This window comes from Streptomyces sp. NPDC020681, from assembly GCF_044334895.1.
Taxonomy (GTDB): Bacteria; Actinomycetota; Actinomycetes; order Streptomycetales; family Streptomycetaceae; genus Streptomyces.
Genome location: NZ_JBIRTX010000011.1, coordinates 178772 through 193168, shown reverse-complemented (window position 1 = coordinate 193168; position 14397 = coordinate 178772). Strand labels below are relative to the sequence as shown.

The 14397-nt window shown below is 70.4% G+C and carries 12 protein-coding genes; 4 read left to right on the top strand and 8 right to left on the bottom strand.

Going from position 1 to position 14397, the window contains the following annotated elements; all coding sequences use genetic code 11:
* Positions 1 to 108: 108 nt before the first annotated feature.
* From ACH4YL_RS25390 to ACH4YL_RS25380, 3 genes are all read left to right on the top strand, one after another.
* The gene (locus tag ACH4YL_RS25390; RefSeq protein ID WP_398509725.1) at positions 109 to 894 is read left to right on the top strand and encodes a TIGR02569 family protein; all 786 of its coding nucleotides are present in this window, start codon (positions 109 to 111) and stop codon (positions 892 to 894) included.
* 74 nt (positions 895 to 968) lie between these two features.
* Complete coding sequence (locus tag ACH4YL_RS25385; RefSeq protein WP_398509724.1) at positions 969 to 2027, top strand: biotin/lipoate A/B protein ligase family protein; 1059 nt, start codon at positions 969 to 971, stop codon at positions 2025 to 2027.
* Positions 2028 to 2156: 129 nt separating this feature from the next.
* Positions 2157 to 3452 (top strand): FAD-dependent oxidoreductase, encoded by a 1296-nt coding sequence (locus ACH4YL_RS25380; RefSeq protein ID WP_398509723.1) that lies wholly within the window; start codon positions 2157 to 2159, stop codon positions 3450 to 3452.
* A gap of 10 nt (positions 3453 to 3462) precedes the next feature.
* Here the strand turns inward: ACH4YL_RS25380 and ACH4YL_RS25375 are convergent, their stop codons facing one another.
* Positions 3463 to 4053, bottom strand: a complete 591-nt coding sequence (locus tag ACH4YL_RS25375; RefSeq protein ID WP_398509722.1) for a TetR/AcrR family transcriptional regulator — start codon at positions 4051 to 4053, stop codon at positions 3463 to 3465.
* A gap of 5 nt (positions 4054 to 4058) precedes the next feature.
* Positions 4059 to 5489, bottom strand: a complete 1431-nt coding sequence (locus tag ACH4YL_RS25370; RefSeq protein ID WP_398509721.1) for an amidase — start codon at positions 5487 to 5489, stop codon at positions 4059 to 4061.
* Between the two features lie 55 nt (positions 5490 to 5544).
* Between ACH4YL_RS25370 and ACH4YL_RS25365 the strand changes: the two genes are divergently transcribed.
* A complete protein-coding gene (locus tag ACH4YL_RS25365) occupies positions 5545 to 6336 on the top strand; it encodes an SDR family NAD(P)-dependent oxidoreductase (RefSeq protein ID WP_398509720.1) in 792 nt (263 codons plus the stop codon).
* 228 nt (positions 6337 to 6564) lie between these two features.
* On the opposite strand, the gene ACH4YL_RS25360 is transcribed toward ACH4YL_RS25365, so the two are convergent.
* The 6 genes from ACH4YL_RS25360 to ACH4YL_RS25335 form a co-directional block, all read right to left on the bottom strand.
* A complete protein-coding gene (locus tag ACH4YL_RS25360; RefSeq protein WP_398509719.1) occupies positions 6565 to 8103 on the bottom strand; it encodes an NCS1 family nucleobase:cation symporter-1 in 1539 nt (512 codons plus the stop codon).
* An 11-nt stretch (positions 8104 to 8114) separates the two neighbouring features.
* The gene (locus ACH4YL_RS25355; protein ID WP_398509718.1) at positions 8115 to 9116 is read right to left on the bottom strand and encodes a TIGR03842 family LLM class F420-dependent oxidoreductase; all 1002 of its coding nucleotides are present in this window, start codon (positions 9114 to 9116) and stop codon (positions 8115 to 8117) included.
* Between the two features lie 12 nt (positions 9117 to 9128).
* Positions 9129 to 10535, bottom strand: coding sequence for a dihydropyrimidinase (gene hydA, locus ACH4YL_RS25350; protein WP_398509717.1), 1407 nt, complete (start codon positions 10533 to 10535; stop codon positions 9129 to 9131).
* A gap of 26 nt (positions 10536 to 10561) precedes the next feature.
* Entirely contained in the window at positions 10562 to 11845 is a 1284-nt protein-coding gene (locus tag ACH4YL_RS25345; protein WP_398509716.1) for an aspartate aminotransferase family protein, read from the bottom strand.
* On the bottom strand, positions 11842 to 12684 hold the full coding sequence (locus ACH4YL_RS25340; protein WP_398509715.1) for a nitrilase-related carbon-nitrogen hydrolase: 843 nt from the start codon (positions 12682 to 12684) through the stop codon (positions 11842 to 11844). The genes ACH4YL_RS25345 and ACH4YL_RS25340 overlap by 4 nt, the downstream gene beginning before the upstream one ends.
* Positions 12685 to 12841: 157 nt before the next feature.
* Positions 12842 to 14323, bottom strand: coding sequence for a hypothetical protein (locus ACH4YL_RS25335; protein ID WP_398509714.1), 1482 nt, complete (start codon positions 14321 to 14323; stop codon positions 12842 to 12844).
* Positions 14324 to 14397: the final 74 nt, after the last annotated feature.

The following is a 14397-nucleotide window of genomic DNA, read 5'->3' as shown; positions in this document are numbered from 1 at the left end:
CGCAGATCCTGCACCCACGGTCCTCGAACTTCCGCGGCACCCCGAATTCATCGGGCACGACGCAGGAGTTCGGCGTTCGTGCAGGCCGACCGCCTACGCTTCCGCGCCATGAGCGACTCTCCCGCCCCTTCCGCTTCCGCACTCTCCGCGTTCGGGGCAACAGGCCCGGCGACCCGTCTGCCCGGCGGCCAGGGGTCGACCTGGCGCTCGGACAAGCTGGTGCTCAAGCCTGCCGCGCTCGCGTCCGAGACGTCGTGGCGTGCGGGCGTGATGTGCCATCTGCCCGAGGCCGACGACTTCCGTGTGGCCCGCCCGGTCCCGGCCCGGGACGGCGCCTGGTCGGCGTCGGGCTGGGAGGCCTGGCGGCTGATCGAGGGAGCGGCCCCGGATCCGCGTCGCGCCGACGAGGTGATCCGGGCGGGCGAGGCGTTCCACGCCGCCATCGCGCATCTGCCGCGACCGCGTTTCCTCGGCGTACGGGACGACGCCTGGGCCCACGCCGACCGGCTGGCCTGGGAAGAGAGCGACGAGGCCCCGGACTTCGCGGTGCTGAAGCCGCTGCTCGCCGCGCGCCGCCCGGTCTCGGCCCCGGCTCAGCTCGTCCACGGCGATCTGCTGGGCAATGTCCTCTTCGCGGACGGCCGCCCGCCCGCGGTCATCGACTGGCCGCCGTACTGGCGTCCGGCGTCCTGGGCCTCCGCGGTCGTCGCCGTCGACGCCGTCTCCTGGCACGACGCCGGGCCGTCGCTGCTCGAGCGCTGGTCACATCTGCCGGACTGGCGTCAACTGCTCGTCCGCGCGCTGATCTTCCGTATCGCGACCCACGAATCGCTGGACGGCGGGACGGAGAGCACCTACCGCAAGGCCACGGACCTGGTTCTCGCAACTGCCTGACCCCGCACCGCTCCGGAGTACGATTTGCCCTGATCACCGCCGGCGTGCGGCGCGTCGAGCCGGAGGACTCAAAGATGCACGGCGAGTACAAGGTCCCGGGCGGCAAGCTCGTTGTCGTCGACCTCGACACGGTGGACGGGATTCTGCGCAACGTCCGGGTCGCCGGGGACTTCTTCCTCGAGCCCGACGAGGCGATCCTCGCCATCGACAGCGCGCTGGAAGGCGCGCCGGCCGACACGGGCGCGTCAGCCCTCGCTGCCCGTATCGACGCGGCGCTGCCGCCGGGCACGGAGATGTACGGGCTGACCACCGAAGGCATCGGCGTCGCCGTACGACGGGCCCTCGCGCACGCCACCGACTGGACCGACTACGACTGGCAGCTCATCCACGAGGAACCGCAGCCGCCCGCCCTGCACATGGCGCTCGACGAGGTCATCACCGCCGAGGTCGCGGCGGGCCTGCGGCCGCCGACGCTGCGGGTGTGGGAGTGGGGCGCGCCGGCGGTGGTGATCGGGAGTTTCCAGTCACTGCGCAACGAGGTCGATCCGGCGGCCGCCGAGCGGCACGGCATCACCGTCGTACGCCGGATCAGCGGCGGCGGCGCGATGTTCATCGAACCCGGCAACACGATCACGTACTCGCTGTCCGTCCCGGACGCGCTGGTCTCCGGCCTGTCGTTCGCGGACAGTTACGCCTATCTCGACGACTGGGTGCTCGGCGCGCTCGGCGAGATGGGCATCAAGGCCTGGTACCAGCCGCTCAACGACATCGCCACCGAGGCCGGGAAGATCGCGGGAGCGGCGCAGAAGCGGGTGGTGGGCAGCGGCGAAGGGGCCGTGCTGCACCATGTGACGATGGCGTACGACATCGACGCCGACAAGATGCTCGAAGTGCTGCGCATCGGCCGGGAGAAGCTCTCGGACAAGGGAACGAAGAGCGCGAAGAAGCGCGTCGACCCGCTGCGGCGGCAGACCGGTCTCCCGCGCGAGGTCGTCATCGAGCGGATGATCGACTCGTTCCGCGGGCGGTACGGGCTGTCGGACGGCAAGGTCTCGGACCAGGAGATGTCCAGGGCACGGGAGTTGGTCGCGAAGAAGTTCGGCACGCGGGAGTGGACCGCGCGCGTGCCGTAGCCGAGAAGGCGTCCGGGGCCGGAAACCGGTCGCCGTGCTTGACGCATCGCACATACCGCCGCAATCGTCGGCGATGGTCGCTCTCCTGGCCCTCCATCACGGACGATCGACGATCAAGGCGGTCCACAGATGCACATCGTGATCATCGGTGCCGGAATCGGCGGGCTGAGCCTCGCTCAGGGACTGCGGCGCGCGGGCATCGACGTCGCCGTGTACGAGCGCGACCGCACCCGTACGGAACGGCTGCAGGGCTACCGGATCCACATCGCGCCCTACGGCTGCCGCGCCCTGCACGCCTGCTTACCTCCGGATGTCTACGACCTGTTCGTGTCCACCAGCGGCCAGGCCAACAGCACGCTCGCCTTCTTCACCGAGAAGCTCGACGAGTTGATCACCTTGAACACCACCGAGATCGGCATGGACACCGATCATCCGACGGACACCTTCAGGTCGGTCAGCCGCATCACGTTCCGCGAGGTCCTGCTCGCCGGACTCGGCGACGTCGTGCACTTCGGCAAGTCCTTCACCCACTACACGCACGAGGCCGACGGCCGTGTCACCGCGCATTTCTCGGACGGTACGCACGCCACCGGCGATGTCCTCGTCGGCGCGGACGGCACCAACTCGGCCGTCCGCACGCAGTATCTGCCACAGGCCGCTCACCGCGACACCGGAGCGGTCGCCGTCTCCGGCAAGGTGCCGCTGGAGAGCGAGGCCGCGCGGCGGCTGCCGCGCCCGTTCAGCACCGGCGGGGCGATGGTCCTCGCGCCACACGGCTGCTCGGGCTTTCTCGCGGTGCACGAGTTCCGCCGCGACGAACGCGGCCGGGCCCTGAGCATGTCGCCGGACTACGGCATCGATCCTCAGCTGCTGTTCGACAACACCACCGACTACGTCATGTGGAATGTGCTCGCCAAGTGGGAGAAGCTCGGCGACCGCAAGGCGGTCACTGCGATGACGGCCGAGGAGACCCGGGCCCTGGTGCTGCGTACGGTCGCCGACTGGCATCCGGACCTGCTGCGGCTGATCGAGGAGTCCGACACCGGCACCGTCTCGGTCCATCCGCTGCACACGTCGCAGCGGCCCGACCCGTGGCAGCCGAGCAATGTCACCGTGCTCGGCGACGCGATCCACGCCATGCCGCCGACGGCCGGCGCGGGCGCGAACACGGCGATCGTCGACGCCGATCTGCTGTGCCGCCGGCTGATGGCCGCCGCTGACGACAAGGACCTCACCAGCGCGGTCGGCGCGTACGAGAAGGCCATGCTGGACCACGCCTTCGCGAAGGTCGCGGCGGCCAACCGGAATCTGGAACAGGGCGTGGCGGACAACCGGTTCGCGCTGGCGGGCTTCCGCACGTTTCTGCGGCTGGCGAGCACGATCGGCCCGATCCGCCGGAAGATGACCACCGCCATCGCGCAGTAGAGCCCGGCGCCTACAGTCCCGCCTCGTGGTGGTCGACCGCTCCCCGCGCGACCAGCAACAGCGAGTCGACGAGGTCGTCCGCCGTGCTTCCGGTGGCGAGGCGGCGCAGTTGGAGGCCCATCACCAGCGCGACCGTCGTCGACGCGAGGCGTTCGGCGTCCGGGACGCCGAGGCCGGTGAGGATCTGCGCCGCAAGACGGTCGTACGCCGCGAACGCCTCGGCCGCCGCCTCCCGGAGCCGCTCGTCCCTGCCTGCCTCGACATACAGCTCGAACGGGGCGATGTGTTCGCTGTCGAAGGCGGTGCCGCCCGCCACCTCGCCCGCGAGCGCGGCCGCGCCGCCGATGTCGATGCCCTCGCTCTGGCACTGGTCGGCCATCGCCGTGAAGCGGCGGGTCTCCTCGCGCACGAAGTGCAGCAGGCTCTCCCGCAGCAGCTCGTGCTGGGTCTCGAAGTGGTACGTGACCGAGCCGAGCGAGACCCCGGCCTCCTTGGCGATCCGCCGGTTCGTGACCGCCGCGACGCCGTCCTTGCCGATGATCTGGAGGACGGCGGTGATGATGCGCTGCCGGGTCGGACCGGAGCGGGCGGCGTTGGACATGACGGTCATTGTTCCACCGGTGCGCTCCTCAGCGTCGCGGGGGCGGGCGGGCGCTTCTCGTACCAGCGCCGGTCGGCCTCCAGTTGGGCGGCGAGCGAGATCAGCTTCTCCTCGCTGCCGGCCGGGCCGAGCAGCTGAGCGCCGACGGGCAGTCCGTCGGCGGTGAGTCCTGCCGGGACGTTGACACCGGGCCATCCGAGGACGTTCCAGGGCCAGGCGTACGGACAGGCCGCCGCCATCGTCGCGTTGGTACGCCAGGTGCCGAGTCCGTCGAAGGTGCCGATGCGCGGCGGCGGCGCGGCGGTCGTCGGCGCGAGGACCACGTCGTAGGTGTCGAAGATCGCGCCGATCCTGGCGTGCTGGCGGATCTCGCGGGCGCGGGCGGCGCGCACCACGCGGCCGCCGAGCCGACGGCCGGAGCGCATGGCGTTGCGGGTGCGCGGGTCGAGGAGTGCGGGCTCGGGGTGCAGGGCCGCGATCTCGGCGATGCCGGAGGTGGCGCGCGGTACGAAGGCGAGGCCGATGAGCCCGTAGCGCGGGCGTGCCTCCTCGACATGGTGGCCGAGCGCCGCGAGTGCTTCGGCGAGTTCGGTGACGGCCCGGCGGACCTCGGGGTGCGGGGCGGTGCGGGTGAGGGTCAGCGGGGGCCGCCAGGCGAGCGCGATGCGCAGCCGGCCGGGGTCGCGGCGGGCGGCGGCCGAGGCGTCGACGGCGTCCGGCCGGTGCAGGTCCTGGGCATGCGGGCCCTGCACGACATCGAGGAGCAGTGCGGCGTCGGCGACAGTGCGGGCCAGCGGGCCGTTGACGGCAAGGCCCTGGAAGGCGTCGGAGTACGGGTGCAGCGAGACGCGGCCGCGCTGCGGTTTGATGCCGACGAGATGGGTCCAGGCGGAGGGGATGCGGATGGATCCGGCACCGTCCGAGCCGAGCGCGGCGGGCACGAGCCCGGCGGCAACGGCGGCGGCCGATCCACCGGACGAGCCGCCGGGTGTGTGGTCGGTGGACCAGGGGTTACGGGTCGCGCCGAAGGCGGGCCCTTCGGTGAAGGGCCACTGGCCGAGCTCGCAGGAGTTGGTCTTGCCGACGATCACGGCTCCGGCTGCCCGCAGGCGGCGGGCCGATTCGCCGTCCACGGCGGCGGGTTGGGCCTCGCCGCGGCAGCCGAAGAGGGTCGGCAGACCGGCCACGTCGGTGTCGTCCTTGACGGCGATCGGCACGCCGAGCAGGGGCAGCCGCTCCCCCGCGGCCAGCCGCCTGTCCGCCTCGCGGGCCTCGGCGAGTGCCTGTTCGCCGCGGACCCAGCGGAAGGCGTTGATGGTGCTCTGACTGGCCTCGATGCGTTCGACGGCCCGCGCGACCAGGGACTCGGACGTGATGTGGCCGTCCCTCAACTCCCCCGCGAGTTCCGCCAGTCCGCCGAAATCGTCTGTGGACACGACCGCCCTGCCTCTCTATTGTTCGTTCGAACGAACAGAACTGGAGGGTAACCAGATGCGCATCACCGGAGCAACCGTCCTGCTCACCGGAGTCACCGGAGGCATCGGCGGAGCGCTCGCCGCCGAACTGTCCGCCAAAGGCGCGAAGTTGGTGGTGTCCGGACGTCGCGCCGACGCGCTGGCGCCGTTCGCGGACCGCTACGGCGCGCGGACGATCCTCGCGGACCTCGGCGACACCGACGATGTCCGCCGGCTCGCCGACGAGGCCGCCGGTACGGACATACTGATCGCCAACGCGGCGCTGCCGTCCAGTGGTGATGTGCTCGACTACACGCCGGAGCAGATCGACCGGGCCCTGGCCGTGAACCTCCGCGCGCCGGCGATGCTGGCGCGGCTGCTTGCCCCGGCGATGGTGACCCGGGGCCAGGGCCATGTCGCCTTCGTGGGCTCCCTCTCCGGCAAGGCCGCGACCAAGTCCTCGTCGCTGTACACCGCGACGAAGTTCGGCCTGCGCGGTTTCGCACTCGCCTTCCGCCAGGACCTGCACGGCACGGGCGTCGGCGTCTCGATCGTCCAGCCGGGTTTCGTACGGGACCTCGGCATGTTCGCGGCGACCGGGTCACCTACGCCGGGCGGTGTGCGCACGGTCTCGCCGGAGCAGGTCGTGCGCGGAGTCGTACGGGCGGTCGAGCGCAATGTGCCCGAGATCAACGTCGCGCCACCGGAGTTGAGGCTGCTGACGGCGATCGCCGCGCAGTTCCCGGGCTTCGCGGAGAAGGTGCAACGGCGGGCGGGCGCGGAGCCGACGGTCCGCGGCATCGTCGAATCCCAGCGCGCCAGCCGCTGATCGCGGGGGTCGCCCGGATCCGTCTGATGCCCGCGCCTCCCGGCGGCCCTGGCCCGCGCGACCGGGCCGGACCGCCGGAGCGGGACCGCCGGAGCCGGACCGCCGGAGCGGGAATCCGGCACCGGCCGGACCAGCGGCTGCCCGCCCGAGCCAGTCGCGTCAGGCTCCGGCGCGCGCCCGCCCCGGCCGGGGCGGGCAAGCCGAACGGCCGGGCGGGCCGACGAGCCCTTACCGCGCCCCCATACCCGCGCCTCCGGCGCGGACCCGCATCAGCACCATGTACAGCGCCATCGACGCCGCCAGCCCCACCGCCCAGCCGTAGTCCGCCAGCGGCTTCAGGAAGGGGATCAGCCCGTCCTGAGGGAACGGGCCCTTGCCCGGTTCCGAGTGCGAGCCGCCGATGGCCAGAACGCCGCCGACCACGAATGCGGCGACCGCGCGCAGATTCCAGCCGGACGTGTACCAGTAGCGGCTGCCTGGCGTGTACAGGCCCGCCAGGTCGAGCACCGTGCGGCGGATCAGCCAGTAGTCCGCGATCAGGATGCCCGCGACCGTGCCGAGCAGGCCGCCGACCACGCCGAGCCAGGTGAAGATGTACAGCTCCGGCGTCTCCGTGAGCTTCCACGGCATCATCAGTACGCCGACGACACCCGCGATCAGCGCTCCCGTACGGAAGTTGATCAGCTTCGGCACGAGGTTCGCCAGGTCGTAGGCCGGCGACACGACGTTCGCCGCGATGTTCACCGAGATCGTCGCGATCAGCACGGTCACCAGGGCGAAGAGCAGACCGAAGACATTGTCGGTCTTGGCGGCCAGCGCGACCGGGTCCCAGACCGCCTCCCCGTACACCGCCTGCGAGCCGGAGGTGACAAACACCGACAGCAGCGCGAAGAGCGTCATCGTGGTCGGCAGACCGAGCGTCTGGCCCCAGATCTGGGCGCGTTGTCCCGCGCCGAAGCGGGTGAAGTCCGGGATGTTCAGCGACAGCGTGGACCAGAAGGCGATCATGCCCATCAGCGACGGGAAGAAGACCGGCCAGAAGTCCGCGCCCCAGCCCAGCTTGGACGGCTGGTCGAGCAGCGGGCCGAGGCCGCCCGCCTGCACGGCGATCCACACGAGGAGCACCAGCGCGCCGACGATGACAAACGGCGCCGCCCAGTTCTCGAACCGCCGCAGCGTCTCCATCCCCCGGTAGATGATGGCGAGTTCGAGCACCCAGAAGATCACGAAACAGACCCACAGCGTCCACGGCTGCCCGCCGATCTCCGCCGCCTTCGTCCAGCCGCCGAAGATCTTGCCGAGCAGGATGAAGATGCCCTGGCCGCCGATCCAGGTCTGGATACCGAACCAGGCACAGGCCACGGCGGCCCGGATCAGGGCCGGCAGATTCGCTCCGCGCAGGCCGAACGACGCACGCGCCAGCACCGGGAAGGGAATGCCGTACTTCGGTCCGGCGTGCCCGGTGAGCAGCATCGGCGCGAGCACGATCAGGTTGGCCAGCGCGATGGTGAACACCGCCTGCTTCCAGTCCATACCGAGCGCGACCAGACCCGATGCCAGCAGCCAGGACGGGATGTTGTGCGCCATCCCGACCCACAGTGCCGCGAAGTTGTAGGTGGTCCAGCGGCGCTTTGCGACGGGGACGGGCAGCAGATCGTCGTTGACGAAGCGGTTGTCGGAGAGGACCGTGCCGGGCGCGAGCTCGACACGGTCCCCATGATCCGCTATTGGGCCCTCCGAGGGGGCGGGCGGTACGGTCGCTGTCATGGAGGGCCCCTTCAGCGGTTGAGTGCCGGGATGATCTCGGAGCCGTACGCGTCGATGGTCGCTTCCTTCGCGTCGTGCATGTTGTAGACGGCGAACTGGTCCACGCCCAGCTCGCGCAGCGCCGTGAGCTTCTCGATGTGCGCCTCGGCCGGGCCCAGCAGACAGAACCGGTCGACGATCTCGTCCGGCACGAAGTCCGTGGACGGGTTTCCGGCACGGCCGTGATGGCTGTAGTCGTAGCCCTCGCGCGACTTGATGTACGAGGTGAGCGCCTCGGGCACCAGGTCGGAGTGCTCGCCGTAGCGGGCCACCAGATCGGCGACGTGGTTGCCGACCATGCCGCCGAACCAGCGGCACTGGTCGCGGGCGTGCTCCAGGTCGTCGCCGACATACGCGGGGGCGGCGACGCAGATGGTGATGGACGCGGGGTCGCGTCCGGCGTCGGACGCGGCGGTGCGCACGGCCGTGACCATCGACTCGGTCAGATACGGGTCGGCGAGCTGGAGGATGAATCCGTCCGCCTTCTGGCCGGCGAGCGCCAGGGCCTTGGGTCCGTACGCCGCCATCCACACCGGCAGCTTTCCGTCCCGCACCCACGGCAGTTTCAGGTTCTGCCCGCCGACGTCGGCCTCCCGCCCCTCGGCGAGATCACGGATCACGCCGATCGCCTCGCCCACCCTGGCAAGCGTGTTGGGCTTGCGGCCGGCGACGCGCATCGCCGAGTCGCCGCGCCCGATGCCGCACACGGTGCGGTTGCCGTACATGTCGTTGAGGGTGGCGAAGGTGGAGGCGGTGACCTCCCAGGTCCTGGTGCCCGGGTTGGTGACCATGGGTCCGACGATGAGCTTCTGGGTGTGTTCCAGGATCTGGCTGTAGATGACGAAGGGCTCCTGCCACAGCACAGCCGAGTCGAAGGTCCAGCCGTAGCGGAAGCCGTTTCGCTCCGCGCGCCGCATCAGTGAGACGACGGCGGAGGCCGGCGGGTCGGTCTGCAGGACGAGTCCGAAGTCCATGACGGGGAGCTCCTAGTTCAGGTACTGGCAGGTGCCTCGGGGGGTGTACTGGCCGTGTCCGGCCCGGCCGGTGAACTCCCGCTGGTCGATGACCACTTCGCCGCGCGACAGGACGGTCTCCACCTGGCCGGTGATCCGCTTGCCCTCGTACGCGGAGTAGTCGACGTTCATGTGGTGAGTCTCGACCGACAGGGTCTGTTCGGCGTGCGGGTCGTAGATGACGACGTCGGCGTCCGCGCCGGGCGCGATGGTGCCCTTCTTCGGGTAGAGGCCGAACATCCGGGCCGGTGTCGCGCAGGCGATCTCGATCCAGCGGCGGCGGGTGATGTGCCCGTCGACGACGGCCTGATGGAGGAGATCCATCCGGTTCTCCACGCCGGGCAGCCCGTTGGGGATCTTCGAGAAGTCGCCGCGGCCCAGCTCCTTCTGCCCGACGAAGCAGAAGGGGCAGTGGTCGGTGGAGACCACCTGGAGGTCGTTGGTCCGCAGTCCGCGCCAGAGGGCCGCCTGATGTTCCTTGGGCCGCAAGGGAGTCGAGCAGACGTACTTCGAGCCTTCGAAGTCCGGCTCGGCGAGGTTGTCGGTGGAGAGGAAGAGATACTGCGGGCAGGTCTCGCCGAAGACGTTGAGCCCCTTGTCGCGGGCGGTCACGAGCTCGGCGACGGCTTCCTCGGCGGACACATGGACGACGTACAGCGGCGCTCCGGCGACCCGTGCGAGCTGGATGGCGCGGTGCGTGGCCTCGGCCTCGAGCAGCACTTTGCGTACCTCGCCGTGGTAGCGCGGGTCGGTCTCACCGCGCGCCAGGGCCTGTTCGACGAGGACGTCGATGGCGATGCCGTTCTCGGCGTGCATCATGATCAGCCCGCCGTTGGTGGCCGAGCGCTGCATGGCGCGCAGGATCTGGCCGTCGTCGCTGTAGAAGACGCCGGGATAGGCCATGAAGAGCTTGAAGGAGGTGATGCCCTCCTCCACCAGCAGATCCATCTCCTTCAGCGACGACTCGTTGACGTCGGAGAGGATCATGTGGAACGCGTAGTCGATGGCGCACTTGCCGTCCGCCTTGGCGTACCAGGCGTCCAGCCCCTCTCGCAAGGCGCGTCCTTGGGACTGCACGGCGAAGTCGACGATGGTGGTGGTGCCGCCCCAGGCGGCGGCCCGGGTGCCGGTCTCGAAGGAGTCCGATGCGAAGGTGCCGCCGAACGGCAGCTCCATGTGCGTGTGGGCGTCGACGCCGCCCGGGATGACGTACTTGTTGGTCGCGTCGATGACGCGGTCCGCGGTCCAGGACTCGGCGACGGCGGAGCCGTGCGCGGCGAGCGCGGCGATCCGGCCGTCCTCCGTCAGCACGTCGGCGTGGATCTCGTCCGCGGCTGTGACGACCAGGCCGCCGCGGATCAGGGTGCGGGTACTGCTCATTGCTGGTGCGCTCCCTTACGTACGGTCTACTGGACGCTGCGCAGGGCCCTTTCGAGGATCGCCGCGCCCTCTTCCGCCTCTGCGACGGTCAGGGTCAGCGGCGGGGCGATGCGCAGCACGCTGGTGTTGTGGCCGCCGCCCTTGCCGATCAGCAGCCCGCCTTCGCGGGCAGCCTCCAGCACGGCGGAGGCCGCTTCCGGGTTCGCCTCGTCGGTGCCCGGTTTGACGAGTTCGATGCCGACCATCAGTCCGCGGCCGCGGACTTCCCGCACCAGTTCGCTGCCCGCGCCGATCGCACGCAGCCGCTCGATCAGCAGTCCGCCGACGCGGCGTGCGTTGCCCTGGAGGTCGTGCTCCAGCAGATACGAGAGGTTGGCCAGGCCGGCGGCCATGGTGACGGGTGAGCCGCCGAAGGTCGAAATGGAGTTGGCGTCCAGCGAGTTCATGACATCGGCCGAGGCGACGACGCCGCCGATGGACATGCCGTTGCCGATGCCCTTGGCGAAGGTGAGTATGTCCGGCGGGCCGTGCTCGGCGTGTGCCTGCCAGCCCCAGAAGTGTTCGCCGGTGCGGCCCCAGCCGGTCTGCACCTCGTCGGAGATCCACAGGATGCCGTGCCGGTCGAGGACTTCGCGGAACGCGGCGAACAGACCGTCGGGCGGTGAGGTGAAGCCGCCGACGCCCTGGACGGGTTCGGCGATCAGCGCGGCGACGTCGCGGGTGTGGCCGAGCAGGTCTTCGAGATCGGCCACGCAGGCCTCGATGAACCGGTCGTCGGACAACTCGGCGTAGGGACCGCGGGTGCGGACGCCGCCGTGCACGTACAGCGTCTGCAGCGGCGAGAGGTTGGTGGGCGACCAGGCGCGGTTGCCGGTGATGGAGACCGCGGAGAAGGACCGGCCGTGGTAGCTGTTGCGCATCGCCAGGATCTGGTTGGAACGGCGGTAGCCGGTGGCCAGCAGCAACGCGGTGTCATTGGCCTCGGTGCCCGATGTGGTGAAGAAGACCCGGGCGTCCGGGATACCGGAGAGGGTCGCGATGCGCTCGGCGAGCTCGACCATCGGGCGGTTGAGATAGAGCGTGGACGAGTGGATGATCCGGCCCGCCTGCTCGCTCACCGCCTTGGTGACCTCGGGCAGCGCATGCGCGGTCATGGTGGTGAGGATGCCGCCGAAGAAGTCGAGATAGCTGTTGCCGTCCGCGTCCCAGACATGGCGGCCCTCGCCGTGCGTGATCTCGATGGGCTGCCGGTAGTAGAGCGCCACCCAGTCGGGGATGACGGCCTTGTGCCGGTCGTACAGGTGGGTCACGGCTGGACCAGCCCCTCGTACGCGTCCGGCCGGCGGTCCCGGTAGAAGGCCCACTGCTGGCGCACGACGTCGATCAGGTCGAAGTCGAGGTCCCGTACGACCAGTTCCTCCTCCTTGTCGCTGGCGACATCGCCGACGAACTGGCCGCGCGGGTCGACGAAGTAGCTCGTGCCGTAGAAATCGTTGTCGCCGTACTCCTCCTGGCCGACGCGGTTGATCGCGGCGATGAAGTACTCGTTGGCGACGGCCGCTGCGGGCTGCTCCAGCTGCCAGAGATAGCTCGAAAGGCCGCGCGAGGTGGCCGACGGGTTGTACACCAACTGGGCGCCGTGCAGGCCGAGTTGACGCCAGCCCTCAGGGAAGTGGCGGTCGTAGCAGATATAGACGCCGACCCTGCCGACCGCGGTGTCGAACACGGGCCAGCCGGCGTTCCCGGGCTTGAAGTAGTACTTCTCCCAGAAGCCCTTCACCTGCGGGATGTGGTGCTTGCGGTACTTGCCGAGATAAGAGCCGTCGGCGTCGATCACGGCGGCGGTGTTGTAGTAGAAACCCGCGCCCTCGATCTCGAACACCGGGACCACGATCACCATGCCGGTCTCGCGGGCGAGCTCCTGCATCCTGCGGACGGTCGGCCCGTCCGGGACGGGCTCGGCCCAGCGGTAGTGCTCGGGCTCCTGGACCTGGCAGAAGTACGGAGCGTTGAAGACCTCTTGGAAACCGATGACCTTGGCGCCCCGGCGGGCCGCCTCGCGGGCATGTTCCTCGTGCTTGGCAATCATGGATTCGGTGTCGCCGGTCCAGGTCGCCTGGACAAGTGCGGCGCGTACGACAGTGGCCATGAGCTGCTCCTTCGGCGCGGCGTCAGAGAGCTTCTACGCACGTAGACAAGTGCGTAGGAGGAGAACGTAAGCCCCGTCACACACTGGGGCAAGACCATCGTCGTTAACCGGCAGAGTCGATCATGTTTCACACCCGAGCGGTCCACAACGGACGGCTTCAGCCTCCGAGGTGGCCCGCCACGCGCAGCGCATGGACAAGATCGCGTTCATGGTCCGGTGACTGGATGCGGGCGACGGCCAGCAGATGCGGTACGAGCCGGTGCGGATCGAGGTCGGCGATGGCGGCCACCTCCTCTGCGGTGTGCAGCTGTGCGAACGCGGTCAGTAAAGCCCGCGCTTCCGGGCCTCGAGTCTCATCTTCCAGCGCGAGCACGGCTTCCGCGATCTCACCGGCGGGCCGGGCCATGCCCTGGCGCAGCAACTGCCTGCTGTCCTGGGTGTGACCGGCGGCCGCGAGCGCTCCGGCGGCCGCGGCAAGACCGAGGACCGGCTGCGAGGCGGCCTCCCAGAGCAGGGTGGCCCAGTCGGCCTCCAGGCCTGCGCGGTGCAGTTCCGCGGCGAGCACGGGCAGCCAGGGCGCGGGCAGTGCGGCGGCCTCGCAGAGCACGGCGTGCGCCTCGCCGCCGCGGCCCTCGGACCGCAGCCGCACGAGCGCGGCAACGGTGTCCTGGGCGGCGCGGCGGGCTTCCTCGACGGCAGCGGCGGACGGGAAGGCCGCGGCCGGCGTCTCCTCGGCGGGGGCGGCGCCCCCGTATCGCGCACCCCGGGGCACGTCGTCGGCGACGGGCAGCACGGGCACGGCGACGATCTCCACGCCGCCATCCTCCACCTCCTCCTCGACCCCGGCGAACCGGGCTCCCCCGCGGGGCCTCCGCTTCTTCCTTTTGGCGGCGGGGGCGGGCGGGTCCGTGCGCTCGGGACCGGAGCGCGTCGCCTGCGGAGGCACGCGCTCTCCGGCCGGTTCAGCGGCCGCGGCCTGAGGCCGGAACCATCCGTCCGGGACCGCCGGCTCGGGCCACGAGGTGTGCGTCTCGCGGACAGGTTCCGGCGCGGGCCGGAACCACTCCTCGGAACTCGGGTGACCGCCGGGGGCCCCTCCAGGGTCGCGGGTGTGCTCGGCGAAGGCGCGGTCGTCCGGGAGGGCCCCGAGCCTGGCGCGGAGTTCCGCGACCCGGGCCGTCGCCCTCGCGTGGTCGTCGCGGATCCATTCCAGCTCGTTGACCTGCTGCTCCGCCTTCGGCGTACCCGCCGGTTCGGTGGCCAGGCGGCGCATCAGTTCCTCTTCGCGGCCCATCGCGTAGATCAGCTCGCGGCGCATCAGCTCAAGCCGTTCCGCCAGCGCCTCACGCCCGCCCGGCTGTCTGTCGTACGCCGCTGCCGACGCCGCGTGCAGTTGCCTGGCGCGAGGCGTCTCCTGCGCCGCGAACGCCGTTCCGCGCGCCATCGCCAGGTCCTGGAACAGCGATTCGACCACGTCCCACGGCGGGATCTCCACGCCTTCGAGGCATGCCCTCATGCCCTCGGGGTCGCGCCCCCAGAAGACGCCGTACCAGCCGCCGTCGGGGTCGAGCATCGCGACCAACCCCTTGAGGTATCGCGCGAACACTCCGGTCTCCACCGGAAGTTGATGCACCGTCACCGCCGCCCCACCTGCCTGCCCGACTGCTACCAGTCAAGCGGCATTCGACATCAGTAGTGTTACGGCCCTGCTAC

What these genes read in the sequence shown, in the direction of transcription:
- ACH4YL_RS25360 (WP_398509719.1), bottom strand. Translation starts at nt 8,103, where the DNA reads ATGACAGCGACCGTACCGCCCGCCCCCTCGGAGGGCCCAATAGCGGAT.
- ACH4YL_RS25390 (WP_398509725.1), top strand. Translation starts at nt 109, where the DNA reads ATGAGCGACTCTCCCGCCCCTTCCGCTTCCGCACTCTCCGCGTTCGGG.
- ACH4YL_RS25380 (WP_398509723.1), top strand. Translation starts at nt 2,157, where the DNA reads ATGCACATCGTGATCATCGGTGCCGGAATCGGCGGGCTGAGCCTCGCT.
- ACH4YL_RS25355 (WP_398509718.1), bottom strand. Translation starts at nt 9,116, where the DNA reads ATGGACTTCGGACTCGTCCTGCAGACCGACCCGCCGGCCTCCGCCGTC.
- ACH4YL_RS25365 (WP_398509720.1), top strand. Translation starts at nt 5,545, where the DNA reads ATGCGCATCACCGGAGCAACCGTCCTGCTCACCGGAGTCACCGGAGGC.
- ACH4YL_RS25385 (WP_398509724.1), top strand. Translation starts at nt 969, where the DNA reads ATGCACGGCGAGTACAAGGTCCCGGGCGGCAAGCTCGTTGTCGTCGAC.
- ACH4YL_RS25375 (WP_398509722.1), bottom strand. Translation starts at nt 4,053, where the DNA reads ATGTCCAACGCCGCCCGCTCCGGTCCGACCCGGCAGCGCATCATCACC.
- ACH4YL_RS25340 (WP_398509715.1), bottom strand. Translation starts at nt 12,684, where the DNA reads ATGGCCACTGTCGTACGCGCCGCACTTGTCCAGGCGACCTGGACCGGC.
- hydA (WP_398509717.1), bottom strand. Translation starts at nt 10,535, where the DNA reads ATGAGCAGTACCCGCACCCTGATCCGCGGCGGCCTGGTCGTCACAGCC.